We start from the raw sequence: 26,534 nt of genomic DNA, 5'->3' as shown, positions 1-26,534 counted from the left end.
GGTGGCCTTCGCGCGGGGGGGGCGCGCGGCCGGCGCGGGCGCCGCGGTGGGCGTGCTCGCCTCGGCGACCTCCGGCGCGGCCGGCGCGGGCGCGGGGGCGGGCGTGGCCTTGGTGCCGGAGTCGGCGACGGCCTGCGCGGCGAAGCCGCCGCCGCCGAGGAGGAGGGCGACACCGGTGACGGCGCCCAGGATCCGGGGGCGGGGGCGGAAGTTCCGCTTGGCGTGGCTGGACATGGGGTTCTCCCGAGACGTGGGACGGAAACGACGGAACATGCTCTGAAGGGCGCCTTCAACCCACCAGACGTGCGTCACCACCCGAGGTTGCGACCGGGGCCGGGAAAGTTTCGCGGCAGATAGTAGCCATGGCTACAGTAGCCATGTACGGTATTTCGTGTGAGTGCAGAAGCGGAGAGAGGTACGGCAGGGTTCCTGGTCTGGCGCCTGTCGATGAAGTGGCGGGTGGCCGTCGACCGGGCGGTGGGGCCGTTGGGCCTGACCCACGCCCAGTACGCGCTGATGGCGTCGTTGTACGGCATGTCGCGCTCCGGGCTGCGGCCCAGCCAGCGCAGGCTCGCCGACCACACGGGGCTCGAAGCGCTGTACGTCTCCAAACTCGCCCGCGCCCTGGAGACCGCAGGACTCGTCGCCCGCACCCGGGACCCGGACGACCCGCGCGCCATGCAGCTGTCGCTCACCGAGGAAGGGCGCGATGTCACCCGGCGTGCGATCCGCGTGGTCCAGGGCCTCCTCGACCAGCTGCTCGAACCGCTCGGGGGACAGGACGGGCCGCGCGCCCGGCAGTTCACCCGCGACCTCGCGACCTTGCTCGACGCACCTCTTGATCCGACCACCGAGAACGACGAGGAGCAGTCATGACCACCACCACCGCCGCCGGCACCGCCACCCCGCCCACCACCAACGGCCGGGTCATCGCCCTGGCGCACTACGCCGCCCGCGCCCTCCTGGAGGGCGCGCTGACCCGTCACGGCGTCACCTTCGAACAGAGCGTGACGCTCCGGGCCGTCGTCCTCGCCGGCGAGTCCGTCGGCAGGGACGCGCTCGCCGCCGACGTCACCAACTCGCTGAAGACCGACGAGCCGGTCGCCCTCCGCGTGATCGACGAGCTGACGGCCTCGAGGCTGCTGGAAGCGGACCCGGCGGACACGTCCCGGCTGCGGCTCACGGACGCCGGGAAGGAGCTGTACGAGACCACCAGCGCCGATTCCGCCGAGATCTCCGCCCGGCTGTACTCCGGCATCCCGACCGAGGACCTCGCCGCCACGGGCCGCGTCCTGACCCTGGTCACCGCGCGCGCGAACGCCGAGCTGGCCGCCGCCCGGCTGAACCGGATCACGGCGGTCTGACCCGGGGGGTGCTCCCGCGCGCGTGGATTCGTTACGGCATCTGACCGGCGTACAGGCGTGTCCCCCCGGCAGCGGCGGCCGGTCGGACGCATGTTCCTCGCATGACGAAGTCGAGCAGGCCCCTCCGGCTCACCGCCTGCGCCGCCGCATGTGCCGCCTGCGCGCTCGCCGCCCTCCCCGCCGGGGCGGCCGCCCCCCGCGCGGACGCCGCCGCCACGGTCGACGTGGGCAACCCCGTCGCCGGGAACCACGGCTTCGGTGTCGTCACCGAGCAGGACGCCCTGCTCGGCAGTACGGCGTCCGAGGGCCCCGTCGCCGTCGGCGGCGACCTGTCCTACGGCCCCGGGTCCACCCTCGCGCGCCGGACCGCCGGGACCTTCACCGCCCCCGGCGACGCCCGCCCCACCGCCCTCCTGGTCGGCGGCCGGGTCGCGTACGCCGACAGCAGCTCGGTCGGTGTCCTGAAGGTCCACTCCGACGGGTACGTGAAGATCGGCGACCTCACCGGCAGCGACGTCGTCGCGAACGGCGCCGGCACGACCGCAGCCGGCACCCGGGTCACCGCGACCGGCGCCGGGTACGACTCCGCGCCCCGGGTCGAACTCACCACCCGTCAGCCCGCCGCCTCCGTAGGCCCCGCCCCCGGCCCGATGGACCCCGCCACCCTCTTCGGCACCTACCGCGACCGCGCCGACGCGCTCGCCACCTGCGCGAACACCGTCGAGCTCGCCGACCCCGGCCGCATCACCCTCCACGCCGGCCGCACGAACGTCCTCCGCCTCACCGGAGAGCAGCTCAACCAGCTCTCCGCACTCACCCTCCTCAACCGCCCGACCGCGTCCGGGCCGCTCGTCATCGACGTCGACACGACCGCGACCGGCTCGGCCCTCACCTGGGACGTCCCCGTCCTCACCGGCGCCACCCGCCTCGACGCGCCGTACATCCTGTGGAACTTCGCCGACGCCACGGACCTCACGATCGCGGGCGGCGGCACGGTCGTGGGAACGATCTACGCCCCCCGCGCCCACCTCACCGACCGCGACCCCGACGCCATCGAGGGAGACGTCCTCGTCCGCTCCCTGACGGCGGGTCCCCTCGACGAACTCGACACCCGCGCGGCGGTCGGCCGGAACGGCGCCCAGCGCACCTCACGGGCGCCGGAGAACGCGGGCGAGATCCACCACGCCCCGTTCGCGGCCGAGCTGACCTGCGCGAGCAGGCCGGACCGGACACCGGGCCCGACACGGCAGCCCGAGACCCCGGCCCCGTCGACGCCCCCACCCCCGACCGCCTCCGCCCCCGCCCCCGCCCCCGGCCTAGCGGAGAGCGGCACGCGCGCGCGTACGTACGCGGCGGCCGCCCTCGCCGTACTGAGCACGGCGGCCGGCCTGCTCCTCGTCCGACGCTTCAGGAACTGAACCGCCCCTCCGCCCGGCCAGCACCACCCCCAGGAGCAGCACCGCCGCCATCGCCCCCGCCGCGAGGCCCGCTCGCAGGCCCGGTGGCCGGAAGGTGCAGGCGACCGACGACGTACCGGAGACCGGGGCCGAGTCCGAGGCCGGGGCCGAGACCGGGATCGCGAGCAGGCCGCCGTACGAGACGGGTCGGGCGCCCTCGCAGGTCCAGCCCGCGATCCGGGGGGCCGCCACGACCGCCGTGCCCGTGGTGCCGGGCGGCAGGTCGGCCCGGATCCCGTCCGAGGTGACCCGGACCGAGGTCGCCGCACGCGCGCGGAGGGCCGCGACCGCCGCCCGGAGCCGTTCGTGGTCCAGGCAGCCGAGTTCGCCGCCGGGCCCCGGAAGGTCCGGCTTCAGGCCGGGTACGCGCTGGACGCCCAGGGACGTCATGGCCGCCCGCCGTTTCGGCTGCCCGCCGAGCAGGTGGGTCTCGCGGTCGCCCAGGCGGGCCGGGCCCGTCGCGTCGGGGGCCCAGAGGAAGACCTCGGTGCCGACCGGGCACGCGCCCGCGTGCGGAGCCCCGTACACCCGCGCGCCGAGCAGGAGTTCCTGGTTGCGGAAGGGCGACCGGCCGTAGACCGGGGCCGGGCCCCGGGGCCGTACCGTCACGAGCGGCAGAGACGACTCGGTACGGACGACCGCGCCGTCCCGCCACCGCGCCCCCACCCCGAACAGCGCGTCCGTCACCGGGTTGTCCAGGCTCAGCAGGTTCCGGCCCCGCGAGGTCCAGCCGCCGCCGAGCGCGGTCAGCGTCTCCGTCAGGACCGCCGGGGTGTGACTGCTGTAGTACGCGGCGCCCTGCCCGCCGAGCAGCAGCGGATCGTTCCCCGCGACCCGGGGCAGCCCCGCGTCCGTGCGGTACGAGGGCCAGCCGTCGGCCGCCGCGAGGGCCGCCGCCCGGCGCGCGTGCTCCGGGCCCCACGGCGGGTAGTCGTCGAGCCGGGCAAGACGCTCCCGGTCCGCGTACGCCGTCGTCGCCGCCGCCTGCCCGAGCAGCGTGCCGATCACCAGGGACACGGCGAGCACCCCGTACAGCCGCCGCCTCCGCCCCCGCACCGGCAGCAGCAGCGCCCCCACGACCGCCGCCAGACCCACGCCGGCGAACAGCAGCGCCCAGCCGGTGACGAACGGGCTGGGCAGTGCCCCCGCCGTCAGGGCGAGGACGACCGCCGCCCCGCCGAGCAGGGAACGGCGGTCGGGGCGGCCATGGGTGAGGCCGGTCCAGGCGGCGAGGACGAGGACACCGCAGAGGACGAAGGTCTGCCGGTACGGGCTGCCGTTCGGCGTCGCGAACGCGTGCCACAGCAGATGCGTCGGGCCCCACTGCATCGAGGCCACGACCGCCCCGCACAACCCGGCCCACAGCCATCGCTCCCGGCCCGGCAGGTCCCGGCGGAACAGCAGCGTCCCCGCGAGCAGGAGCACCGCCGTGCAGACGAAGGCCGCCGGGGTCGAGAAGCTGTACGTCACGGGGAGCAGCCGGGCCAGGACGTCCGTCGCGGGCGCCGGGTCGAACTCCCGGACCAGGCCCGGGTGGGCGTGGCGCGAGCCGAGGAGGACGGGGACGAGGACGGGGGCCGCGAGACCGACCCCCAGGCCCGTCGTCAGGACCGCCCGGCCCGTGGTCCGCCACCGGAACGAGTCCGTCGTCGCCAGGCGTACGAGCAGGACGAGCGCCGCGCCCAGGGTCGCCATGTACGCCGTGTAGAAGTTCGCCGCCCAGCACACCGCGACCACCAGCGGACCGAGGAGCGGCCGCCGGCCCTCCCGTACCCACTCGCCCACCAGGCAGAGCAGCGGGAAGGCGATCAGGCCGTCCAGCCACATCGGGTTGTACGTGCCCTCCGCGAGCGACCAGCCGCACAGCGCGTACGAGGCCCCCAGGACCGACGCCCACCACCAGGAGCCGGGGCCGAGGCGGCGCAGCAGGAACGTCATGGCCGCCGCCGCGACCGCCGTCTTCAGGACGGTGACCGCGTACACCGCGTACTCGATGTCCCCGCGCGGGAACAGCGCGACCAGCGGGGCGAACGGGCTCGACAGATAGGTGCCGTAGTCGGGGAGGAAGCTCGTGCCCCAGCCCGCCCGCCAGTCCAGGAGCAGTCCGCCGTCCGCCCGGCCGCGGAGCAGGTCCCACAGGTGCGCGTGGAACGGCACGAACTGGTTCGCGAGGTCGTTGACGGCCCGGTGGCGCGGCCCGAAGGGGAAGACCCGGGCGACGGCGTCCCCGCCGCAGACGGCGACCACCGTGAGGAGGGCGGCGAGGAGTGAGGATCGCTTGGTGTTCGACATGGCGGTTCGAATATGCCAGCGACGGGCCGGGAAGAACCGGGCACGGCCACCCAGTTCACGCGATGGTCGCCTGAAGGTCATCCGCGCGGACCGGCGAGCCCGGAGAGGGCTGGGACGGGCCCTGAGGGGCCCGAGACGGGCGTGGTGCGGGCCGACACCCGGCGTGCGGGTGAGTCGTTGGGGGAAACAGTCGCACCGAAGTAGTGGCTCCGGCCCCGGCGACTCCCTACCATCGATCACCGCAAGGTCGTTCCACTGACGCACGACCAGCCCGGGAGGCTCCTTTGCACCGCCGCACTGCGCTCACCGTCTCCGCCGCGCTCCTCGCCGCGGCCCCGCTGCTCACCGCCTGCGGCAGTGACGCCCACCCAGGAGCGGCAGCCGTCGTCGGCGGTGAACGGATCGACGTCTCCAGCCTCCAGGCCCAGGTGAAGGACGTACGCACCGCGCAGGAACGTTCCCCGCAGGCCGCCCAGCTCGTCCAGGCCACCGGGGACCTGCCCCGCCGCAAGCTCAACGTCATGATCTTCGACCGGGTCGTCGACAAGGTCGCCGCGGACCACGGCGTCGGTGTCACCCGCGCCGAACTCCAGCAGACCAGGACCGCCTTCGTCCGCGAGAGCGGCGGCGAGGAGCAGCTCGCCACCGTCCTCCTCCAGGAGCAGGGCGTGGCCCCCGGCCAGATCGACGAGGTCGTCCGCCGCAACGTCCTCATGAACAAGATCGCGGAGAAGCTCGGCGTCACGGACACCCCCGAGGGCCAGAAGAAGCTGACGGACGTCTTCTCCGCCGCGTCCAAGGCCCTCGCCATCGACGTCAATCCGCGCTACGGCGCCTGGGACGACGCCCAGGTCCGGCTCGCCTCCACCACCGCGCCCTGGCTGCGGCAGATCAGCCAGGACCCCGGCGCCGCCCCGGCCGGCGCCTGAGCGGTAGGTTCGAGGGGTGACATCTGAGAGCCCCGGCCGCATCGTCCTGCTCACCGCCAGCCACCGCGTGGCGCCCGGACTCCTGTCCTGGCCCGCCTGGCAGGCGCTGCGCGGCGCGGACCGGGTGCTCTGCCCCGACGAGCACCACCCCCAGCTGCCGTACCTGCGGGAGGCCGGGGTCGCCGTCGAGCACCTGCGGCCCACCGCCGAGGAACTCGTCGAGGCCTGCGCCGGAGACCGCACGGTCCTGCTGCTCCCCTCCGGCGAGGGCGACCGGGCGCTGACCGACGGCCTCGCCCGGCTCGCCGGCTCGGGCCGCTTCACCATGCCCGACCTGGAGCTGCTGCCCGGCTCGTACGACCTGCCCGGAGCCCGGCTCCTCGACCTCGTGCAGATCATGGACCGGATCCGGCGCGAGTGCCCCTGGTCCTCGCGGCAGACGCACAAGGGACTCGCCAAGTACGGCATCGAGGAGGCGTACGAACTCCTCGAGGCGATCGAGGACGGCGACCGGGAGGAGCTCCGCGAAGAGCTCGGGGACGTCCTGCTCCAGGTCGTCTTCCATGCCCGGATCGCCGAGGAGGACCCGGAGGAGCCGTTCTCCGTGGACGACGTCGCCGGGACGATCGTCGAGAAACTGATCCACCGGCACCCGCACGTCTTCGGCGACGCGACCGCCGAGACGCCGGAGGAGGTCAAGGCCCACTGGCTGCGGACCAAGGCGATCGAGAAGCAGCGGCAGTCCGTGACCGACGGGGTGCCGCTGGGCCAGCCGGGCCTCGCGCTCGCGACGAAGCTCGCGGGCCGGGTACGGACGGCCGGGCTCGACGTGACCCTGCCGAAGGGCGAGGGCATCGGGTACGAGCTGCTCGCCCTCGCCGCCCGCGCGGAGGCGGAGGGCGTGGACCCGGAGGCGGCACTGCGCGCGGCGGCCAGGACGTACCGGGACGCGATCCGCGCGGCGGAGGGCGTGTGACCGGGCCGCGGAGCGGACGGAAGGGCGACGTGGGCGGGACGGCCCTCCTCACGCTCTTCCTCGTGTGGGAGGCGGCGAGCGGCGGCAGCCCGGAGTGGCTGCGCGTCGTCTTCGCGCTGTTCGCGCTGGTGGGCGTCGTCCGGCTGGCGCGGTGCGCCGCTATGCGGGTGCGCCCGCGCGCCCGGAGCTGACGCCCGGCTCAGAGTCCGCGCGGCGCGCGGGACTCCGGGTCGTGCCAGAGCGGTGGCGGCGGGCCCAGGAGGCGTTCGGCCGCGGTGGTCGGGCGGACGGTGAAGCGGCCCACGGGCGGCAGGGTGTCGTGGTGGACGCGGGCCGGGTCGGTGCCCAGCTCCACGAGCGCCTCGGTGACCTCCGTGAGGAAGCCGGGCGGCCCGGCGAGGTAGACGTCGTGCGCGGCCCAGTGGACGCAGGCCCGCAGCGACTCGAGGAGCCGCTCGGTCGCCTGGGCCCTGGGATGCCCGGGCGCCGAGGTGATGTAGGTGACGCTGAGACGGGGGAGCAGCCCCCTCAGCCGCTCCGCGTCCCACCGCCCGTACAGGTACTCCCTCGCGCGCGCCACGACGAACAGCCGGCCCGTCAGCTCCGGCTCCGCCTCCGCCGCCTCCGCGAGCAGCGCCCGCACCGGGGCCCAGCCCGTACCCGCGCATATATAGGTACGGAGTCCGCCCGGCTCCGTCCGTGCGGTGAGGCCGCCGCCCGGCGCGCTGAGCCGCAGGGTCTCGCCCGGACCCGTCTCGTCGACGAGCACCGTGCTCATGGCGCCGCCCGGAATCCGGCTCACGTGCAGCTCCACCGTGCCGTCCGGCCGTGGCGCGTCCGCGAGGGAGTAGGTGCGCCAGACGCGCGGGACGCGCAGCGAGCTGACGCCGACGTACTGGCCGGGAAGGTACGGCAGGGGCTGCCGGGGCCGCAGGGTGAGGACGGCCAGGTCGTCGCCGTACCGCTGGTGCCGGACGACGTCCGCGTCCCACCAGGCCGGCTCCCCGGCCCCGGCCGCCTCGTCGGCGCCCGCCAGCATCAGGTCGGCGACATGCCCGTACGCCTCGGTCCAGGCCTTCTCGGCCTCCAGGGTCCACGCGGAGCCGGCGGCGTGCGCGAACGCGGCGAGCAGGCTCGTCCCGACGGCGGCGTAGAGCGAGGGGGCGGCGAGGAACTTGCGGTGGTCGCGGCCGAGCCGGCCCAGGTACTCCGTGAGCCCCGGCTCGTCGATGTGGGTCACCACGTGGGTGAGCGCGGCGAAGAGCCGGTCCCGCTGGGGCCGCATGTCGGCGGGGAACAGCTCGCGCAGGCCGGGGTTGTTCCAGAAGAGATGCGAGTAGAAGAAGGTGACGGCGTGTTCGGCCCGTCTCTCGACGACCGCGAACGTGCTTCTGAGCATCTGAGGATCCACCGCACGAATCTAGGGCACGGCCCCCCTTCTTGATCACATGATCTCCACACACCTCACCGCGCGGGCCGCCCTGTACCGTCGGGGGGTGAGCACCACCCCCGGCCCCGCCCCCGCCCGACCGTCTGCCGCGCCGCCCGCCCCCGAGCTCTTCACCTGGGAGTTCGCGAGCGATCCGTACCCCTCGTACGCCTGGCTGCGGGAGCACGCGCCCGTGCACCGGACGACGCTGCCCAGCGGGGTCGACGCCTGGCTCGTGACGCGGTACGCGGACGCCCGGCAGGCCCTCGCCGACCAGCGGCTCTCCAAGAACCCGGTGCACCACGCCGAGCCGGGGAAGACCGGGATCCCCGGCGAGCGCAGCGCGGGCCTCATGACGCATCTGCTCAACATCGACCCGCCCGACCACACCCGGCTGCGGCGGCTCGTGTCGAAGGCGTTCACCCCGCGCCGCGTCGCCGAGTTCGCCCCGCGCGTGCAGGAGCTGACGGACCGGCTCATCGACTCCTTCGCGGAGAAGGGGAGCGCGGACCTCATCCACGAGTTCGCGTTCCCGATGCCCATCTACGCGATCTGCGACCTGCTCGGCGTGCCCCGCGAGGACCAGGACGACTTCCGGGACTGGGCCGGGATGATGATCCGGCACGGCGGCGGCCCCCGCGGCGGGGTCGCCCGGTCGGTGAAGAAGATCCGCGGCTATCTCGCGGAGCTGATCCACCGCAAGCGCCAGGACCTCGGCGACGACCTGATCTCCGGCCTCATCCGCGCGAGCGACCACGGCGACCACCTCACCGAGGCCGAAGCCACCGCCATGTGTTTCGTGCTGCTCTTCGCCGGCTTCGAGACCACCATCAACCTCATCGGCAACGGCGTCTACGCGCTCCTGAGGGACCCGGAGCGGCGCGAGCGGCTCCAGGCCTCGGTCGCGGCGGGCGAGACCGCGCTCCTGGAGACCGCGGTGGAGGAGCTGCTGCGGTACGACGGGCCGGTGGAGATGGCGACCTGGCGGTACGCGACGAGGGCGCTGACCATCGGCGGGCAGGAGATCCCGGCGGGCGACCCGGTGCTCGTCGTGCTCGCCGCGGCGAACCGGGACCCGGAGCGGTTCACAGCGCCGGACACGCTGGACCTCACCCGGCGCGACAACCAGCACCTCGGGTACGGGCACGGCATCCACTACTGCCTCGGCGCGCCGCTCGCCCGGCTTGAGGGGCAGACGGCGCTCGCGACCCTCCTGACACGTCTTCCGGACCTGCGACTTGCCGCCGACCCGGCCGAACTGCGGTGGCGCGGCGGGCTCATCATGCGGGGATTGCGCACGCTTCCGGTGGAGTTCTCCCCGTCCGTACCGCTCCGCCACAGTGACGGCGTGTCAGAAATGTGATCTTCGCGTGATCGTGCGGCCATCGACTTGTGACGAGCGTTCGAATACCGCTACGTTCACCGCACTCTCAGCCGTCACGCGAAAGGCGCTCCTATGCGTTCCGGGAACGGACGACACCGTCGCCCCCGTCAGGCCCCCGCCATCGTCGTCGCCGCAGGTGTGACCGGATCCGCCATGGCGCTGCCGCTGCTCGCCGCCGGATCCGCGTCCGCGGCCGACGCCGCCACCTGGGACCGCGTCGCCGAGTGCGAGTCCGGTGGCCAGTGGAGCGCCAACTTCGGCAACGGCATGTACGGCGGGCTCCAGTTCACCCAGGACAGCTGGGAGCGCAACGGCGGCCTGGCGTACGCGCCCAGCGCCGACCTGGCCAGCCGGGCCCAGCAGATCGCGGTGGCCGAGAAGGCCCTCGCGAAGGGCTCCACCGAGTGGGCCACCTGCGCGCCGATCGCCGGCCTGACGAACGACGGCACGGCCCCCGGCGTGGACCCCGGCCCGACCTCCGTCCCGAAGGCCCCCACGGGGCCGGTCGTCGAGTCGAACCGTACGGCGGGGCTGCCGGAGGCCTCCACGGGCTCCCCGGAGACCACGAAGGGGATCACGGGTACGGTCACGCCGACCGCTCCCGTCACGCCGTCCACGCCCACCGGGCCCGTCTCGCCGACGGCCCCCGTCGCGCCGACCGGCCCCGTCTCGCCGACCGCTCCGGTGAGCCCCACCGCGCCGACCGGCTCGACCGCCCCGACTTCCCCGGCCGCCCCGAGCGGCTCGACCGACCCGGCCGCGCCGGTCGTCCCGGTCAACCCCGTCGTCCCGGTCACGCCGGTCACCCCGGTCACGCCCGGCACCCCTGACGCCTCCGTCACGCCCGGTACGCCCGGTTCGTCCGTGACGCCCGGCACTCCGGAAGGTGACGCGTCGTCGGCCACGCCGGGCACCGGCAAGCACCGGGGCGATGCCGCACCGGAGGAAACCGGCAAGGCGGACACTTCGTCTGAATCAGGTAGACATGCTTCATCCGAGAACAAGTTGACCGAAAGCCCCCTCGTTACGACGCCGGTTGACGCGGCGAAGGATTCGGGCGCAACGGACAGTCAGGACACTTCGGGCGCGTACACCGTGCGGCCGGGTGACAGCCTGTCCGACATCGCGCAGGCGAACGAACTCCCCGGAGGCTGGACCGCCCTCTATGACGCCAACCGGGGCACGGTGGGCATCGATCCGGACCTGATCCTCCCTGGTCAGAGCCTCGATCTGACGGACGTTCCGGCTTCGACGACCAAGTGATTCGGGGGCGTATGTCCGGTTCTGGGCAAGTGAGACATGGGTCTCTTCGCTCCAACTGGCGTGTCCCGTCCGTAATCTTTGCCCCCGTCACCTCTCACCTGCACAAACAGCACCTTCCGGAAGCCAAGTAGGGGCGGTATTTCCGCAATACGCCTCTTTGAACTTCCGGTGGGTCTGTGTCTACGGTCATCACCGCTCGCCACCGCGGGCCCCGTCGACCGAAACGCCGAATCCTGCCGTCGGCCGATGGGAACAGTCGTCGCGTAAGCGCCGAAGGCAGGAGTGGGGGACCCAAGGTAAGTGCCGGTCCCGGCCGTTGAGAAAGACGGCCGATGATCGGCTTGGGGTGAAGCCGCGTGCTAGGACACGCGGCCGGGCAACTTTCCGGCCCGAACCCGACAGCTCACCTCACAGGCGTCGGTGAGGAGAATCTCCATGCTGTTTTCCGGCAAGGGCAAACACCGCCGTCCCTCCAAGGCCACCCAGGTCGCCACGCTCGTCGGCGTCACCGGTGTCGCCGTCGCGGCCCCGCTGATGACCGCGGGCACCGCCTCGGCCGCCACGGCCTCCGAGTGGGACCGCGTCGCCCAGTGCGAGTCCGGCGGCAACTGGTCCATCAACACGGGCAACGGCTACTACGGCGGCCTCCAGTTCTCGGCCTCCACCTGGGCCGCGTACGGCGGCACCGCCTACGCCTCGACCGCCAACCAGGCGTCGAAGTCCCAGCAGATCGCCGTCGCCGAGAAGGTCCTCGCGGGCCAGGGCAAGGGTGCCTGGCCGAGCTGTGGCGTGGGTCTCTCCGGCGCCTCCTACGACGGCGGCTCCACCGAGTCCGCCCCGCAGCAGGAGGAGCGGAAGGCCGAGCAGCCGACCACCCGCAGCGAGCAGCGCCAGGCCCCGAAGCAGGCCACGCAGCAGGCCCCGCAGGAGCAGGCCCCGCAGCGCGAGGCCGCGCCGCAGGCCGCCAAGAAGACCGTCACCACCCCGACCGGCAAGAAGGTCGAGAAGGGTGACGGCGAGTACAAGGTCGTCTCCGGCGACACCCTCAGCACCATCGCCCAGGCGCACGGCGTCAAGGGCGGCTGGGCCCAGCTCTTCGAGCTGAACGACGAGATCGTCGACGACGCCGACCTCATCTACCCGGGCCAGCAGCTTCACCTGAAGTGAGCCCGGCGGTCCGCGTGAGTCCGGCGGCTCACGCGGTCCCCACGACCCTCCCGCGGTGACCACCCCGGTCCGGCGCGCCCTTCCCCCGTGCGCGCCCGACCGGGGTTCCGTCCGTTCCGGGCCGCTCCCGTGCGGGGGCGCACCCGTCGAGGGGCGACTGACTGAGGGACCGACCTGATGGTTACCGTCCAGTAGATCTGATGTCCTTCGTCCCGAAACGCATGCCCTTGGGTCCTTTTTCGTCCCAGGGGGCGGGCGCCCGGCTGGCCGGAGCCCCCGCGCCGGTTAGGCTCTTGTCGCAAGGCCAAGCGACCCTGCACCGACCTTGCGTCACATCCAGCGTCACATCCCAGAAGGAGATGCTCGTGCCGTCCATCGACGTCGTCGTAGCCCGGGAAATCCTGGACTCCCGAGGCAACCCCACGGTCGAGGTCGAGGTCGGCCTCGACGACGGCAGCACCGGCCGTGCTGCTGTTCCGTCCGGCGCCTCCACCGGTGCTTTCGAGGCCATCGAGCTTCGCGACGGTGACCCGAACCGCTACCAGGGCAAGGGTGTCGAGAAGGCCGTCCTCGCCGTCATCGAGCAGATCGGCCCGGAGCTCGTCGGCTACGACGCCACCGAGCAGCGCCTGATCGACCAGGCCATGTTCGACCTGGACGCCACCGAGAACAAGGGCTCGCTCGGCGCGAACGCCATCCTCGGCGTCTCGCTCGCCGTGGCCCACGCCGCCTCCGAGGCCTCGGACCTGCCGCTCTTCCGCTACCTCGGCGGCCCGAACGCGCACCTGCTGCCCGTTCCGATGATGAACATCCTCAACGGTGGGTCGCACGCCGACTCCAACGTGGACATCCAGGAGTTCATGATCGCCCCGATCGGCGCGGAGTCCTTCTCCGAGGCCCTTCGCTGGGGTGCGGAGATCTACCACACGCTCAAGGGCGTGCTGAAGCGCAAGGGCCTCTCGACCGGCCTCGGCGACGAGGGCGGCTTCGCCCCGAACCTGGAGTCGAACCGCGCCGCCCTGGACCTCATCATCGAGGCCATCAAGGAGGCCGGCTACACCCCGGGCACCGACGTCGCGCTCGCGCTCGACGTGGCCGCGTCCGAGTTCTACAAGGACGGCGCGTACGAGTTCGAGGGCAAGTCCCGCTCGGCCGCCGAGATGACCGAGTACTACGAGGAGCTCGTCTCCGCGTACCCGCTGGTCTCCATCGAGGACCCGCTGTACGAGGACGACTGGGACGGCTGGAACACCATCACCTCGCGCATCGGCGACAAGGTGCAGATCGTCGGCGACGACCTGTTCGTCACCAACCCCGAGCGCCTGGCCCGCGGCATCGAGGAGGGCTCCGCGAACGCCCTCCTGGTCAAGGTCAACCAGATCGGCTCGCTGACCGAGACCCTCGACGCCGTCGAGCTCGCCCAGCGCAACGGCTTCAAGTGCATGATGTCCCACCGCTCCGGCGAGACCGAGGACGTCACCATCGCCGACCTCGCGGTCGCCGTGAACTGCGGCCAGATCAAGACCGGCGCCCCGGCCCGCTCGGACCGCGTCGCCAAGTACAACCAGCTGCTGCGCATCGAGGAGATCCTCGACGACGCCGCGGTCTACGCCGGCCGCAGCGCCTTCCCGCGCTTCAAGGGCTGATCAACGGCTGAGCCTCTCCGCAGGGCAGCTTCCGTACGTCCCCGTACTCGGTCCCGTACCGTGTGCGGGGACGTCCGCGTGAACAGGGGAGGCGACACGACATGGCCGCGAAGGACCGGGACCGGTTCTCGACCGCGACCCGGATCAGGCTGCTCGGCGAGCAGACCGCCGCCCGTGTCTACCGCTCCCAGACCCGCCGCCAGGCCCGCCGCTCCCGGCTCACCGGCCGCGCGGCCTTCCTCGCCCTGGTCGTCTGCTCCCTCGTCGTGGCGCTCGCCTATCCCATGCGGAGCTACGTCTCCCAGCAGGGCGAGATCGCCGAGCAGGAGCGCAGGGCCGCCGAGGCCGCCCGGCGGGTCGAGGAACTGAAGGACGAGAAGGCCCGCCTCCAGGACCCGGCCTACGTCCGCCGCCTCGCCCGCGAGCACCTCCACTACGTGCTGCCCGGCGAGACCGGATTCACCGTGAACGACCCCGGCGCGGAGCAGCGGCCCCGCACCGACCAGGGCGCGGCGGACCGCCCCTGGTACGACAACCTCTGGGACGGCGTCGACCACGCCGACCGTCCTTGAAGCCCGAAACGACCTGACGAGCAAGGCAGACATGGAAACGCCCCCTCCGCAGACCGAACGCACCGAGCCCACCGAGGCGGACATCGCCGCCTTCGAGCTCCAGCTCGGCCGGCCGCCCCGCGGCCTGCGCGCCATCGCGCACCGCTGCCCGTGCGGCAACCCGGACGTCGTCGAGACCGCGCCCCGGCTTCCCGACGGCACGCCGTTCCCGACCACGTACTACCTGACCTGCCCCCGGGCGGCCTCCGCCATCGGGACCCTGGAGGCCAACGGGGTCATGAAGGAGATGCAGGCCCGGCTCGCCACCGACCCGGAGCTCGCCGCCGCCTACCGGGCCGCGCACGAGGACTACATCGCCCGCCGTGACGCCATCGAGGTCCTGGAGGGCTTCCCGAGCGCCGGCGGCATGCCGGACCGGGTCAAGTGCCTCCACGTCCTCGTCGGCCACTCGCTGGTCGCGGGCCCGGGCGTGAACCCCTTCGGCGACGAGGCCCTCGCGATGCTGCCGGAGTGGTGGGCGAAGGGCCCCTGCGTCACGCCGTGCGCGGAGAAGAAGGAGGGGGAGGAGCAGTGACCCGGGTCGCCGGAATCGACTGCGGTACGAACTCCATCCGCCTCCTCGTCGCCGACGTCCACCCCGAGACGGGCGATCTGATCGAGCTGGACCGGCGGATGACGATCGTCCGGCTCGGGCAGGGCGTCGACAGGACGGGCCGGCTCGCGCCCGAGGCCCTGGAGCGCACCTTCGCGGCCTGCCGCGCGTACGCCGAGGTCATCGAGGAGCTCGGCGCCGAGCGGATCCGCTTCGTCGCGACCTCCGCCTCCCGCGACGCCGAGAACCGCGACGAGTTCGTGAACGGGGTCGTGGAGATCCTCGGCGTCGAGCCCGAGGTCATCACCGGCGACCAGGAGGCCGAGTTCTCCTTCACCGGTGCCACCGGCGAGCTGCACGGCACGGAGACGTACCTCGTCGTGGACATCGGCGGCGGCTCCACCGAGTTCGTCACCGGCAACAAGCACGTCGAGGCGGCCCGTTCCGTCGACATCGGCTGCGTCCGGCTCACCGAGCGGCACGTCCGGCACGACCCGCCGACCGCCGAGGAGGCCGACGCGATCCGCGCCGACGTCCGCGCGGCCCTCGACCTGGCCGCCGAGACCGTGCCGATCGGCACGGCCGGGACCCTCGTCGGGCTGGCCGGCTCGGTCACCACGGTCGCCGCGATCGCGCTCGGGCTCCCGGAGTACGACTCCGAGAAGATCCACCACGCCCGGATCTCGGCCGCCCAGGTCGCCGAGGTCACCGACCGGCTGCTCGCCTCCACGCACGACGAGCGGGCCGCGATCCCCGTCATCCACCCGGGCCGGGTCGACGTGATCATCGCCGGGGCGCTCGTCCTGCGGGAGATCGTGGAGCGGACCGGGGCCCGCGAGGTGGTCGTCAGCGAGCACGACATCCTCGATGGGATCGCCCTATCCGTCGCATAGCGGGCGTCTATCGAGCCTCCCGGCGACACCCCGTCGGGAAAGTTCGTGAAGTTCTTCACAAGGAAAAGGGCCCTGATGGCGTCCGAGGAGGCCCTTCGGGCCGCCTTTAGCCCCTCCGGGGGGTGCCTCAGGGCCCTTTCGCAGGCGCGGAGGCCGATTCGCTCGATGTTTCCATCGCGTGAACGGGCCCTCCGGTTCAGCGTTAACGGCCGCTCTCCGGTCCAGTTCACAAGGGGTGAACAACGTTCGCCCTTGCATCCCGGTTCCTTTGCAGCACCATGACATGGATCACGTGGGCGGCGGAGTGTAGCAGAGACACCCGGAGAGCTTGTGAAGGGGCGCACGAGCACCCCCCTCAGGAGGGGTGGATACTCGATCTCATGAGCACCACGGAGCGTCCCAGGATCCTCGTAGTAGGCGGCGGGTACGTAGGCCTGTACGCAGCTCGGCGCATCCTCAAGAAGATGCGCTACGCGGAGGCGACCGTCACGGTCGTCGACCCGCGGTCGTACATGACCTACCAGCCCTTCCTCCCCGAAGCCGCCGCCGGCAGCATCTCGCCGCGCCACGTCGTCGTCCCGCTGCGACGCGTCGTGCGCGGAGCCGAGGTGCTCACCGGTCGGGTCACCACCATCGACCAGGACCGCAAGGTCGCCACGGTCGCGCCGCTCGTCGGCGAGGCCTACGAGCTGCCCTTCGACTACCTCGTCATCGCGATGGGCGCCGTCTCCCGTACCTTCCCGATCCCCGGCCTCGCCGAGCAGGGCATCGGCATGAAGGGCATCGAGGAGGCCATCGGCCTGCGCAACCACGTCCTCGAGCAGCTCGACAAGGCCGACTCGACCACCGACGAGGAGGTCCGCCGCAAGGCGCTGACCTTCGTCTTCGTGGGCGGCGGCTTCGCCGGCGCGGAGACCATCGGCGAGGTCGAGGACCTGGCCCGTGACGCCGCGAAGTACTACCAGAACGTGTCGCGCGAGGACATGCGCTTCGTCCTGGTCGACGCGGCCGACAAGATCCTCCCCGAGGTGGGCCCGAAGCTCGGCCAGTACGGCAAGGAGCACCTCGAGGGCCGCGGTATCGAGATCTACCTCGAGACCTCCATGGACTCCTGCGTCGACGGCCACGTCGTGCTGAAGAACGGCCTCGAGGTCGACTCCAACACGATCGTGTGGACCGCCGGCGTGAAGCCCAACCCGGCGCTCTCCCGCTTCGGTCTGCCGCTCGGCCCCCGCGGCCACGTGGACTGCAACGAGAAGCTCCAGATCAACGGCCTCGACTACGCCTGGGCCGCCGGCGACAACGCCCAGGTCCCGGACCTGGTCGGCCGCAAGGCCGGCAACCCGAACGCCTGGTGCCCGCCGAACGCCCAGCACGCCCTGCGCCAGGCCAAGGTCCTCGGCGACAACGTGGTGGCCGGCATGCGCGGCTTCCCGCAGGCCGAGTACAGCCACGCCAACAAGGGCGCCGTGGCCGGCCTCGGCCTCCACAAGGGCGTCGCGATGATCGTCATGGGCAAGGTGAAGATCAAGCTCAAGGGCCGTCTCGCCTGGTACATGCACCGCGGCTACCACGGCATGGCCATGCCGACCTGGAACCGCAAGATCCGCGTCTTCGCCGACTGGACCCTCGCGATGTTCCTCAAGCGCGAGGTCGTCTCCCTCGGTGCGATGGAGACGCCGCGCGAGGAGTTCTACGAGGCGGCCAAGCCCGCCCCCGCGCCGGCCGCCCCGGTGCAGGAGAAGGCCAAGGCCTCCTAGCGCACCCGCAGTACACGCAAGGCCGTAAAAGGGCCGTCCGCCATCCGTGGTGCGGACGGCCCTTCGCGTGTTCCGGGGGCGGATTGCGCGGTGGCGGGAGTGGAAATACCTACGGACGGTGTTCCCTTGGTGACGAGCATTTCTGGGGCACGAGATCACGGAGGTGTGCACCATGGCCGACGTCGCGTCGCGGCTGACGACTCTCGCCGAGGAACTCCTCGGAGGACCACTCCCGGTCCGGCTGCGGGCCTGGGACGGCAGTGAGGCCGGACCGGTCGGAGGCCCGGTCCTCATCCTCCGCGACCGCCGCGCCCTGCGCAGGATGATCTGGAAGCCCGGCGAACTGGGCATGGCCCGCGCCTGGGTGGCGGGGGAACTCGACGTCGAGGGAGACCTCTACGAGCTCCTCGACCGCCTCTCCGGGCTCCTGTGGGACCGCGCCGAGACCACCAGGGGCCTGCTCGACTCCGTGCGCGATCCCAGACTCCGCGCCGCCGCCCGTTCCCTGCTGCGGCTGGCGGGACCGCCGGCGCCGCCGCGGCCGCCCGCCGAGGAGATCCGGGGCCGCAGCGGCGGCCGGCACACCCGGCGCCGCGACAAGCAGGCGATCAGTCACCACTACGACGTGGGCAACGACTTCTACGAACTGGTCCTCGGCCCCTCCATGGTCTACTCCTGCGCGTACTGGACGCCGGACGGCACCCTGGAGGACGCCCAGCGGGACAAGCTGGACCTCATCGCCCGCAAACTGAACCTCAAGCCCGGCGACCGGCTCCTCGACGTGGGCTGCGGCTGGGGCTCCATGGCCCTCCACGCCGCCCGCGAGTACGGCGCCCGGGTCGTCGGCATCACCCTCTCCCGCGAACAGGCCGCGTACGCCCGCAAGCGGATCGCCGACGAGGGCCTGACCGACCTGGTCGAGATCCGCGTCCAGGACTACCGGGACGTCACGGACGGCCCGTACGACGCGATCTCCTCGATCGGCATGGCCGAGCACGTCGGCGCCGTCCGCTACCGGGAGTACGCCGACACCCTGTACGGGCTCCTCAAGCCCGGCGGGCGGCTGCTCAACCACCAGATCTCCCGGCGCCCCCAGCCCGAGGAGGAGGCGTACGAGGTCGACGTCTTCATCGACGCGTACGTCTTCCCCGACGGCGAACTCGCCCCGATGGGCCGCACCCTGAGCACCCTGGAGGACGCCGGCTTCGAGGTGAGGGACGTGGAGGCGATCCGCGAGCACTACGCGCTCACCCTGCGCCGCTGGGTCGCCAACCTGGAGCGGGAGTGGGACCGGGCGGTCCGGCTCACCTCGCCCGGCCGGGCCAGGATCTGGCGTCTCTACATGGCGGCATCCGCCGTCTCCTTCGAGCGCAACCGGATCGGCGTGAACCAGTTCCTCGCCGTGAAGACCCCGGTGTCGGGGAGGAGCGGGACGGCGCTGCGGCCGCGCGTGTGGAACGAGAAGTCGGACTGACACGCGGTACGGCGAAGGGCCGGCCTCCCGGGTGGGAGACCGGCCCTTCCTGTCGTACCGGGAACTACTCGGCCTTGATGGCGGCGAGCATGTTCAGCCTGGCCGCGCTCCGGGCCGGCCACAGGGAGGCGAGGACGCCGACCAGGGCGGCCAGGACCAGGAAGATCCCGATCCGGTCCCAGGGCAGGACCAGGGCGTAGCCCGGCAGGCTGTTCTTGAAGGTCTCGCCGATGGCCCAGCCGAGGAACGAGCCGAGGCCGATGCCGACGACCGCGCCGAACACCGAGATGACCACGGCCTCCAGACGGACCATCCGCTTCACCCGGCGCCGGTCGAGGCCGATCGCCCGCAGCATGCCGATCTCCTGCTGGCGCTCGAAGACGGACATCGCGAGGGTGTTGACGACACCGAGGACGGCGATGACCAGGGCCATCGCGAGCAGGCCGTAGACGATGTTCAGGAGCATGTTGATCTGCCCGCCGAACAGGTCACGGATGTCCTTCTTGTCCATGACGGTGATCGCCGGGTTGTCACCCAGGGCCTTCGACAGGGCCTTCTCGTTGGCCTCGGAGGCACCGCCGTCCGTCGCCACGAAGATCTGCGGCATGTGGGCCTGCTGCTCGTGCGCGTCGATCACCTTGTGGTCGATCAGGACGGGCGAGAGGAACTCGCTGTCCTCGTAGACGGCGCCGACCGTGAGCTTGCCCTTGACGTTGTCGAGGTACTCGACCGGTACGGTGTCGCCGACCTTCAGGCCGCGCTTCGCGGCGGTCTTGTCGGCGACGGCGATCTGTCCCTTGCCGAGGGTGTCGAGCGAGCCGTTCACGACGGTGACCTTGAGGACCTTCTCGATGTCACCGGGGGTGACACCGGAGGCCGAGGTGAACTCGCCCTTGATCTTCAGCGCGCCGGACTGCTGCGGGGACACCGCCGAGACGCCCGGCGCCTTCTCCAGGGCGGTCAGCGCCTCCTTGCTGAGGCCGTCACCGCTCGCCATGGCGACCATGTAGTCGGCCTTGATCTGGTCGACCGTCATCTTGTCGAGGGCGGTGCCGACGGTCGAGCCGAGCACCGAAAGGCCGGTGACCAGGGTCAGGCCGATGGCGAGCGCGGAGGCGGTGGCGCCGGTGCGGCGCGGGTTGCGGACCGCGTTCAGGCCGGCGAGCTTGCCGGAGACCCCGAAGAAGTTCACGAAGACCGGGCGGATCACGGCGATCACGGGCCGGGACAGGAACGGGATCAGCACGATCACCCCGATGAGGGTGAGGAACGCGCCGCCACCGATCAGCATCCGGCCTTCGTCGCCGCCCTGGCCGGCGCCGAGCACGATGAGCACGGCGCCGATCGCGGTGAGGGCCGCGCCGATGGCGTTCCGTACGACGAGGGACTTGGCGTTGGGGGTCGCGTGCACGCTGTTCATGGCGGCGACCGGCGGGATCTTCGCGGCGCGGCGGCCGGGCAGCCAGGCGGCGAGCATGGTGATGAGGACGCCGACGCCGAAGGCGGACAGGACCGGGGTGGTGCCGAGGACGAGGTCGCCGTCCGGGAGCTTCAGGTCGAAGGCGCTCATGGCCGAGCGGAGGCCGACGGCCATGCCGATGCCCAGGGCGTAGCCGACGGCGGAGGCGACCAGGCCGACGAGACCGGCCTCGGCGAGGACGGAACGGGTGATCTGCTTGCGCGAGGCACCGACCGCGCGCATCAGCGCCAGTTCCTTGGTGCGCTGGGCGACCAGCATGGTGAACGTGTTGGAGATGAGGAAGACGCCGACGAACAGGGCGATGGCCGCGAAGCCGAGCAGCACCTGGTTCAGCGCGCCGAGGCCCGCCTCGATGTCCTTGGCCTCCTGGTCGGCGAGGGCCTGGCCGGTCTGGGCGGTGGCGGCCTTCGGGACGACCTTCAGGACCTCGGGGAGGAGCTTGTCGGCGTCGGTGCCGGGGGTGGCGGTGACGGTCAGGTCCTGGAAGAAGCCGGGCTTCAGGTAGAGCTTCTGGGCGACGGAGGTGTCGAAGAGGACCAGGCTGCCGCCGGCGTTGACGGCGCCGTCCTCGGTCGTGAAGACACCGGAGAGCACGTACTCCTTGACGGGGCCGTTGGTGGCGACGCGGACGGTGTCGCCGACCTTGTAGCCGCCCTTGTCGGCGGAGTCCCTGTCGAGCGCGATCTGGCCGTCCTGGACCGGCCCGGCGCCCGTGGCGAAGGTGTACGCGCGGTCCTTGCCGTCCTTGCCGGGGGCGAAGTTGGTGCCCTTGTTGGACCAGCCGACGCCGATCAGCTTGCCGTCCTTGTCGGGCACACCGGCGAAGCCGTCGACGCGGGGGGTGACGGAGGCGACGCCGTCGAGCTTCCCGACGCGGTCGACGACCGTCTGGGACAGGCCGGGGGTCTTCTGGGCCTCCTCCTCGCTCGGATGCATGCTGACGGCGACGGCGACGTCGTCGTAGCTCTTCGCGGACTGGCCGCGGAAGGCCTGGGAGAGGGTGTCGGTGAAGACGAGGGTGCCGGAGACGAAGGCCACGCCGAGCATCACGGCGAGGACGGTCATCAGCAGTCTCGCCTTGTGCGCGAGCACGTTGCGCAGGGCGGTACGGAACATGGGTGTGTCCTGAAGGAAGGGGGGAGGACGGGCGGGCGTCGGGGGGCTGCGCTACGGCGTCAGCTCGTACGGCCCTTGGCGTCGAAGGCCTTCATGCGGTCGAGCACGCCGTCCGCCGACGGGTGCAGCATCTCGTCGACGATCCGGCCGTCCGCGAGGAAGATGACGCGGTCCGCGTAGGAGGCGGCCACCGGGTCGTGGGTGACCATGACGACGGTCTGGCCCAGCTCCCGGACCGAGTTGCGCAGGAAGCCGAGGACCTCGGCGCCGGAGCGGGAGTCCAGGTTTCCGGTGGGCTCGTCACCGAAGATGATCTCGGGCTGGGAGGCGAGGGCTCGGGCCACGGCCACGCGCTGCTGCTGGCCGCCGGACAGCTCGGTCGGGCGGTGGCTGAGCCGGGCGGAGAGGCCGAGCATGTCGATGACCTGCTGGACCCACTGCTTGTCGGGCTTGCGGCCCGCGATGTCCATCGGCAGCGTGATGTTCTCCAGGGCCGTCAGCGTCGGCAGCAGGTTGAAGGCCTGGAAGATGAAGCCGATCTTGTCCCGGCGGAGCTGGGTGAGCTGCTTGTCCTTCAGGGTGGACAGCTCCGTCTCGCCGATCCGGACCGAGCCGGAGGAGAAGGAGTCGAGGCCGGCGACGCAGTGCATGAGCGTCGACTTGCCGGAGCCGGAGGGGCCCATGATCGCGGTGAACTCGCCCTGGCGGAAGTCCACGCTGACGCCGTCGAGCGCGACCACCTGGGTCTCGCCCTGGCCGTAGACCTTCGAGAGGTCCGTGGCGCGGGCGGCCACCGCGGTGGCGCGGGACACGGTGGGGGTGGTGGTCACGAGGGGACTCCTGTCACTGCGGGGCTGTTGCGGGAACCCCTCCATCGTGTCGAGCGTTCCGGGCCGGGGCGTCCGCCCACGTGCCCGTTCCCGGGGCAGCCTGGAGTCGGACCGGGAGCCCGGACCGTCCTCCTGAGGTATGACGGCGTCCCTGAGGGACGGTCCCGTGGCGGTGTTCGGCCGACGTGACAGAAGTGCGACGACTTTTCGTCATTCCAGGGGGTGCGGCTTTGCGCCTGCGACCCCTGTCACAGTTTGGCGAAACAGCCCTCACCTGCACTGACGCACCCTCAGACGTCAATAAAATAAGACAACATCGGGTCGCCGTTCCGCTGAACGAGGGAAGCGCCCCGATAGGCTCATGTGCCAACGCGGAGCTTCGCGACGCCCGGATGGTGGAATGCAGACACGGCGAGCTTAAACCTCGCTGGCCTTCGGGCCGTACCGGTTCGAGTCCGGTTCCGGGCACCACCGAGCCCCAGGTGAAACACCTGCGGCCCGGCGCAGCCCGTCCCCTCTTCCGAAGCCCCCTCTCCTCCTCGGTAGACGTTTGAAAAGATCCTCCCCGAGCACTAGAGAGTTTCTTTTGCCTACGCATTACTCTTGACGAGAGGCCGCGCACATGCGGCACGCCATGGAGGAGTGAGATGAGGAGCAGCAACCCGGTCTTCTCGCGACGGGGGTTCAGCCGCGACAACGGCACCGCGGGCTTCAACGGCCAGCAGCCGCAGGCCGGGGGCCCCGCCGTCGGAACGAACCCGTACGCCACCGGTAACCCGTATGCCGAGGGCGCGACGAACCCGTACGCGACCAACCCGTACGCCCCGCAGGACACGCAGCTCGGCGCCCCCCAGCAGGCCCGGGGCAATGTGATGACGATCGACGACGTCGTGAGCCGTACGGCCATGACGCTCGGTACGGTCGTGCTCACCGCCGTCCTCTCGTGGTTCCTGCTGCCGGTCGACTCGGCCAACCTGGGCAAGTCCTACGGCATCGCCATCGGCGCCGCCCTGGTCGCGCTCGTGCTCGCGCTCGTGCAGTCCTTCAAGCGCAAGGCCTCGCCCGCGCTGATCCTGGGCTACGCGGCCTTCGAGGGTGTCTTCCTCGGAGTGATCTCGGCCGCCGTCTCGACGTACATCGCCGACGGCGTGGTCATGCAGGCGGTCCTGGGCACCATGGCGGTCTTCGCCGGTGTCCTGATCGCCTACAAGATGGGCTGGATCCGCGTCAACCGACGCTTCTACGGCTTCGTGATGGCCGCCGCGATGGGCTTCATGCTCCTCATGGTGGTCAACCTGATGTTCTCCGTCTTCGGCGGCGGTGACGGCCTCGGCTTCCGCAGCGGTGGCCTCGGCATCCTGTTCGGTGTCATCGGCGTCATCCTCGGCGCCTGCTTCCTCGCCCTCGACTTCAAGCAGGTCGAGGACGGCGTGAACTACGGCGCGCCGCGCGAGGAGGCCTGGCTGGCCGCCTTCGGTCTCACCATGACCCTGGTGTGGATCTACCTGGAGATGCTGCGTCTGCTGTCGATCCTTCAGGGCGACGACTGACGCACCCCGTGACTCGGGGGAAGGGCCCGTCCGGCTTCGCGCCGGGCGGGCCCTTCCGTGTGCTCAGGGCCGTGCGCGGGCGGCGTCGAGCAGGACCCCGGCCGCCGCCTTCGCCTGCGCGGCCGGTTCGGGGGAGCCGGTGATGCCCGCGACGGCCATGGCGCCGTTGGCGAGCAGGGACAGCTGGTCGGCGAGGACGGGCGGGGCGCCGAGGGCGTCCGTCTGCTCGGCGAAGTACGCCCGCAGGGCTTCCTTGTGGTCGCGGGCGAGGGCGGTCACGGCGGGGGTCACCCCGCCCAGCTCCCCGAAGGCGTTGATGAACGCGCACCCCCGGAAGTCGGGCTCCGCGAACCAGCCGGCCAGCCAGTCGAAGACCGCGAGCGCCCGCTCGTAGGGCCCGTCGGCGGTCTGCTCGCCGTGCGCGGTGAGGGCGGCGCGTACGGCCTCGTCGCGGCGCCGCAGGACGGCCTCCACCAGCAGGTCCTTCGAGGGGAAGACCTGGTAGAGCCGCTTGAGCGAGACGCCGGACGCGGTGCGGATGGCGTCCATGCCGACCGCCTGCACCCCGCGCTCGTCGAAGAGCCGCCCGGCGGTGTCGAGCACCTTCAGCTCGGCGGATTCCGCGTCCATCGTCCGATCACCCCTTGCATGGAGAACCATCGTTCTCGTAGCGTACAGGGCATCGGGAGAACGATCGTTCTCTCGGTCGGAATCCGCACACCCGAAACGGGGAGTCAGCCATGTCCGCCTTCGCCCAGCGCGCCCGCACCATCACCGTCGACGGGATCGACGTCTTCTACCGGGAGGCCGGCGACCCGGCGAACCCCACCCTCGTCCTGCTGCACGGCTTCCCCAGCAGCTCGCACATGTACCGGGGCCTGATCGCCGAGCTCGCCGACTCGTACCACCTGATCGCCCCCGACCACATCGGCTTCGGCGCCTCCGCCGCACCCGCCGTCGACGACTTCACGTACAGCTTCGACCGGCTCACCGAGATCACCCTGAAGCTGCTCGACCGGCTCGGCGCCGACCGGTTCGCCCTCTACCTCCAGGACTACGGCGCCCCCATCGGCCTCCGGATCGCCACCCGGCACCCCGAGCGGGTCACCGCGATCGTCAGCCAGAGCGGCAACGCCTACCTGGAGGGCTTCACCCCCTTCTGGGACGTCCTCTTCGCCCACGCGAAGGACCGCGAGGCCAACGAGACCGCGGTACGGGAACTCCTGACCGCCGAGGCCACCCGCTGGCAGTACACCCACGGCGTGCCCGCCGACCGCCTCGACCGGATCACCCCCGAGACCTGGACCCTGGACCAGGCCGGCCTCGACCGGCCCGGCAACAAGGACATCCAGCTCCAGCTGTTCTGGGACTACCAGTTCAACCTGGACGGCTACCCGGCCTTCCAGGAGTACTTCCGCACCCACCGGCCGCCGCTGCTCGCGGCCTGGGGGCGCGGCGACGAGATCTTCGGGCCGGCCGGCGCGGAGGCCTTCGCCCGCGACCTGCCGGACGCCGAGATCCACCTCCTGGACGCCGGGCACTTCGCCCTGGAGACCCACGGCGAGGAGATCGCCGCACTCGTCAGGGACTTCCTCGGCCGGCACGTGAAGTGAGCCGAGGGGCGGGGCGCGCGCCCGGGCAGGAAGCCGGCCCGGGCGGCCCGCGGCCGGATCAGAGCAGTCTGCGGGCCGCCCGCCGCAGGTCGTACTCGTGCAGGATCGCCTTCGCGTGGCCGTACGCCAGGTCGTGCGCCCCGCGGAGCCAGTTCACCCGCTCCTCGAAGCGGAGGAGGGAAGGGCCCTCCTCGACGGTGCGCATCCAGTCGGCGATCTCACGACCGGTGCGGCGCGGGATCCGGGCCAGCATGTTGCGGTGGGTCTCTTCGGAGAAAGTCTGGGACATCGGCGCCTCCGGACGCGTCGTACCGTGTGCTTCTCGTACTCCTCGCACTTCTTCACGTCACCGTGCCGAAGTGTTCGCCCGTTGGCAAGGGGCCCGGGACGGCGCGTAGGGTCACGGGGTGCGCGATACGAGTGAACTGACCGCCGCCGTCGAGCGCTTCGCCGACCGGCTGCGGGCCGCCCCGCAGAGCCGCCTCCAGCGCGGCGCGGCGGCCGAAGGCCTTGCCCTCGCCCGCGAGCTCGCCGTACGGGCCCAGCGCGCGGAGGACCCGGAGGGGGAGCCGAGGACCATGCCCGACGCGGGCGTCTTCACCGTCGCCGACCAGCTGGTCGTCGCCGGGAACGATCTGGCCGAAATCATGCGAACGGCCCCGGCGGACTCCCACGAAGGGGAGCTGGGCGAGGCCGTGAGACTGGTACGGGAAGCGGCGGAGCGCTCGGGGATGTAGGGCGCCGGGG

General features: G+C 71.9%; 25 protein-coding genes, 1 tRNA gene and 1 riboswitch. Of the genes, 19 read left to right on the top strand and 7 right to left on the bottom strand.

Annotation, left to right across the window (positions count from 1 at the left end; translation table 11 throughout):
* The coding region (locus ABT034_RS29275; protein WP_502973082.1) for a hypothetical protein at nt 1-234 on the bottom strand (234 nt) is incomplete at its 3' end.
* A 159-nt stretch (nt 235-393) separates the two neighbouring features.
* Here ABT034_RS29275 and ABT034_RS29270 point away from each other — a divergent pair.
* The 3 genes from ABT034_RS29270 to ABT034_RS29260 all read left to right on the top strand — a co-directional run bounded on the left by ABT034_RS29270 (nt 394) and on the right by ABT034_RS29260 (nt 2,782).
* A complete protein-coding gene (locus ABT034_RS29270) occupies nt 394-876 on the top strand; it encodes a MarR family winged helix-turn-helix transcriptional regulator (protein WP_351220075.1) in 483 nt (160 codons plus the stop codon).
* On the top strand, nt 873-1,364 hold the full coding sequence (locus ABT034_RS29265) for a winged helix DNA-binding protein (RefSeq protein ID WP_351220074.1): 492 nt from the start codon (nt 873-875) through the stop codon (nt 1,362-1,364). The genes ABT034_RS29270 and ABT034_RS29265 overlap by 4 nt, the downstream gene beginning before the upstream one ends.
* A gap of 101 nt (nt 1,365-1,465) precedes the next feature.
* Nucleotides 1,466-2,782 carry a collagen-binding domain-containing protein gene (locus ABT034_RS29260; RefSeq protein ID WP_351220073.1) on the top strand — a complete coding sequence of 439 codons (1,317 nt, stop codon included), beginning with the start codon at nt 1,466-1,468 and terminating at the stop codon, nt 2,780-2,782.
* On the opposite strand, the gene ABT034_RS29255 is transcribed toward ABT034_RS29260, so the two are convergent.
* Entirely contained in the window at nt 2,681-5,113 is a 2,433-nt protein-coding gene (locus ABT034_RS29255) for a YfhO family protein (RefSeq protein ID WP_351220072.1), read from the bottom strand. The two genes, ABT034_RS29260 and ABT034_RS29255, sit on opposite strands and share 102 nt — an antisense overlap.
* Nucleotides 5,114-5,397: 284 nt before the next feature.
* Between ABT034_RS29255 and ABT034_RS29250 the strand changes: the two genes are divergently transcribed.
* The 3 genes from ABT034_RS29250 to ABT034_RS29240 are packed head-to-tail and all read left to right on the top strand — an operon-like array spanning nt 5,398 to nt 7,209.
* Nucleotides 5,398-6,042 carry a SurA N-terminal domain-containing protein gene (locus tag ABT034_RS29250; protein WP_351220071.1) on the top strand — a complete coding sequence of 215 codons (645 nt, stop codon included), beginning with the start codon at nt 5,398-5,400 and terminating at the stop codon, nt 6,040-6,042.
* 16 nt (nt 6,043-6,058) lie between these two features.
* On the top strand, nt 6,059-7,018 hold the full coding sequence (locus tag ABT034_RS29245) for a nucleoside triphosphate pyrophosphohydrolase (RefSeq protein ID WP_351220070.1): 960 nt from the start codon (nt 6,059-6,061) through the stop codon (nt 7,016-7,018).
* Complete coding sequence (locus ABT034_RS29240; protein WP_351220069.1) at nt 7,015-7,209, top strand: hypothetical protein; 195 nt, start codon at nt 7,015-7,017, stop codon at nt 7,207-7,209. Before ABT034_RS29245 ends, ABT034_RS29240 begins: the two co-directional genes overlap by 4 nt.
* Nucleotides 7,210-7,217: 8 nt before the next feature.
* Here the strand turns inward: ABT034_RS29240 and ABT034_RS29235 are convergent, their stop codons facing one another.
* Complete coding sequence (locus ABT034_RS29235) at nt 7,218-8,417, bottom strand: globin domain-containing protein (protein ID WP_351220068.1); 1,200 nt, start codon at nt 8,415-8,417, stop codon at nt 7,218-7,220.
* A 97-nt stretch (nt 8,418-8,514) separates the two neighbouring features.
* Here ABT034_RS29235 and ABT034_RS29230 point away from each other — a divergent pair, with 97 nt between their 5' ends.
* The 9 genes from ABT034_RS29230 (at nt 8,515) to ABT034_RS29190 (ending at nt 19,198) form a co-directional block, all read left to right on the top strand.
* Nucleotides 8,515-9,810, top strand: a complete 1,296-nt coding sequence (locus ABT034_RS29230; protein ID WP_351220067.1) for a cytochrome P450 family protein — start codon at nt 8,515-8,517, stop codon at nt 9,808-9,810.
* 93 nt (nt 9,811-9,903) lie between these two features.
* Nucleotides 9,904-11,094 carry a LysM peptidoglycan-binding domain-containing protein gene (locus ABT034_RS29225; protein WP_502973081.1) on the top strand — a complete coding sequence of 397 codons (1,191 nt, stop codon included), beginning with the start codon at nt 9,904-9,906 and terminating at the stop codon, nt 11,092-11,094.
* A 258-nt stretch (nt 11,095-11,352) separates the two neighbouring features.
* Nucleotides 11,353-11,526: riboswitch (cyclic di-AMP (ydaO/yuaA leader) on the top strand.
* 3 nt (nt 11,527-11,529) lie between these two features.
* A complete protein-coding gene (locus ABT034_RS29220) occupies nt 11,530-12,261 on the top strand; it encodes a transglycosylase family protein (RefSeq protein ID WP_351220065.1) in 732 nt (243 codons plus the stop codon).
* Between the two features lie 365 nt (nt 12,262-12,626).
* The gene (gene eno / locus ABT034_RS29215) at nt 12,627-13,907 is read left to right on the top strand and encodes a phosphopyruvate hydratase (RefSeq protein WP_351220064.1); all 1,281 of its coding nucleotides are present in this window, start codon (nt 12,627-12,629) and stop codon (nt 13,905-13,907) included.
* Nucleotides 13,908-14,008: 101 nt separating this feature from the next.
* The gene (locus tag ABT034_RS29210; RefSeq protein WP_351220063.1) at nt 14,009-14,479 is read left to right on the top strand and encodes an FtsB family cell division protein; all 471 of its coding nucleotides are present in this window, start codon (nt 14,009-14,011) and stop codon (nt 14,477-14,479) included.
* Between the two features lie 31 nt (nt 14,480-14,510).
* Nucleotides 14,511-15,053 carry a DUF501 domain-containing protein gene (locus tag ABT034_RS29205; protein WP_351220062.1) on the top strand — a complete coding sequence of 181 codons (543 nt, stop codon included), beginning with the start codon at nt 14,511-14,513 and terminating at the stop codon, nt 15,051-15,053.
* Complete coding sequence (locus ABT034_RS29200) at nt 15,050-15,964, top strand: Ppx/GppA phosphatase family protein (protein ID WP_351220061.1); 915 nt, start codon at nt 15,050-15,052, stop codon at nt 15,962-15,964. Before ABT034_RS29205 ends, ABT034_RS29200 begins: the two co-directional genes overlap by 4 nt.
* A 380-nt stretch (nt 15,965-16,344) precedes the next feature.
* Nucleotides 16,345-17,724, top strand: coding sequence for an NAD(P)/FAD-dependent oxidoreductase (locus tag ABT034_RS29195; RefSeq protein ID WP_351220060.1), 1,380 nt, complete (start codon nt 16,345-16,347; stop codon nt 17,722-17,724).
* A gap of 172 nt (nt 17,725-17,896) precedes the next feature.
* A complete protein-coding gene (locus ABT034_RS29190; protein ID WP_351220059.1) occupies nt 17,897-19,198 on the top strand; it encodes a class I SAM-dependent methyltransferase in 1,302 nt (433 codons plus the stop codon).
* Between the two features lie 64 nt (nt 19,199-19,262).
* Here ABT034_RS29190 and ABT034_RS29185 read toward each other — a convergent pair whose 3' ends face one another.
* Complete coding sequence (locus tag ABT034_RS29185; RefSeq protein WP_351220058.1) at nt 19,263-21,794, bottom strand: ABC transporter permease; 2,532 nt, start codon at nt 21,792-21,794, stop codon at nt 19,263-19,265.
* 59 nt (nt 21,795-21,853) lie between these two features.
* Nucleotides 21,854-22,624 (bottom strand): ABC transporter ATP-binding protein, encoded by a 771-nt coding sequence (locus tag ABT034_RS29180; protein WP_351220057.1) that lies wholly within the window; start codon nt 22,622-22,624, stop codon nt 21,854-21,856.
* 386 nt (nt 22,625-23,010) lie between these two features.
* Here ABT034_RS29180 and ABT034_RS29175 point away from each other — a divergent pair.
* A tRNA-Leu gene (locus tag ABT034_RS29175) sits at nt 23,011-23,095 on the top strand.
* Between the two features lie 176 nt (nt 23,096-23,271).
* The gene (locus ABT034_RS29170; protein WP_351220056.1) at nt 23,272-24,174 is read left to right on the top strand and encodes a Bax inhibitor-1/YccA family protein; all 903 of its coding nucleotides are present in this window, start codon (nt 23,272-23,274) and stop codon (nt 24,172-24,174) included.
* A 63-nt stretch (nt 24,175-24,237) separates the two neighbouring features.
* Here ABT034_RS29170 and ABT034_RS29165 read toward each other — a convergent pair whose 3' ends face one another.
* Nucleotides 24,238-24,804 carry a TetR/AcrR family transcriptional regulator gene (locus ABT034_RS29165; RefSeq protein ID WP_351220055.1) on the bottom strand — a complete coding sequence of 189 codons (567 nt, stop codon included), beginning with the start codon at nt 24,802-24,804 and terminating at the stop codon, nt 24,238-24,240.
* 110 nt (nt 24,805-24,914) lie between these two features.
* On the opposite strand from ABT034_RS29165, the gene ABT034_RS29160 reads away from it, so the two are divergent.
* A complete protein-coding gene (locus ABT034_RS29160) occupies nt 24,915-25,787 on the top strand; it encodes an alpha/beta fold hydrolase (protein ID WP_351220054.1) in 873 nt (290 codons plus the stop codon).
* A gap of 58 nt (nt 25,788-25,845) precedes the next feature.
* Here ABT034_RS29160 and ABT034_RS29155 read toward each other — a convergent pair whose 3' ends face one another.
* Nucleotides 25,846-26,076 carry a DUF4287 domain-containing protein gene (locus tag ABT034_RS29155; RefSeq protein ID WP_351220053.1) on the bottom strand — a complete coding sequence of 77 codons (231 nt, stop codon included), beginning with the start codon at nt 26,074-26,076 and terminating at the stop codon, nt 25,846-25,848.
* A 118-nt stretch (nt 26,077-26,194) separates the two neighbouring features.
* Here ABT034_RS29155 and ABT034_RS29150 point away from each other — a divergent pair, with 118 nt between their 5' ends.
* Nucleotides 26,195-26,524: a hypothetical protein gene (locus ABT034_RS29150; RefSeq protein WP_351220052.1), complete on the top strand. Its 330-nt coding sequence runs from the start codon at nt 26,195-26,197 to the stop codon at nt 26,522-26,524.
* The last annotated feature ends 10 nt before the right edge of the window (nt 26,525-26,534 follow it).

Source organism: Streptomyces sp. NPDC002773 (genome assembly GCF_040295605.1).
Taxonomy (GTDB): domain Bacteria; phylum Actinomycetota; class Actinomycetes; order Streptomycetales; family Streptomycetaceae; genus Streptomyces.
The sequence above is the reverse complement of the archived record's forward strand: the minus strand, read 5'-3'. Positions and strand labels throughout refer to the sequence as shown.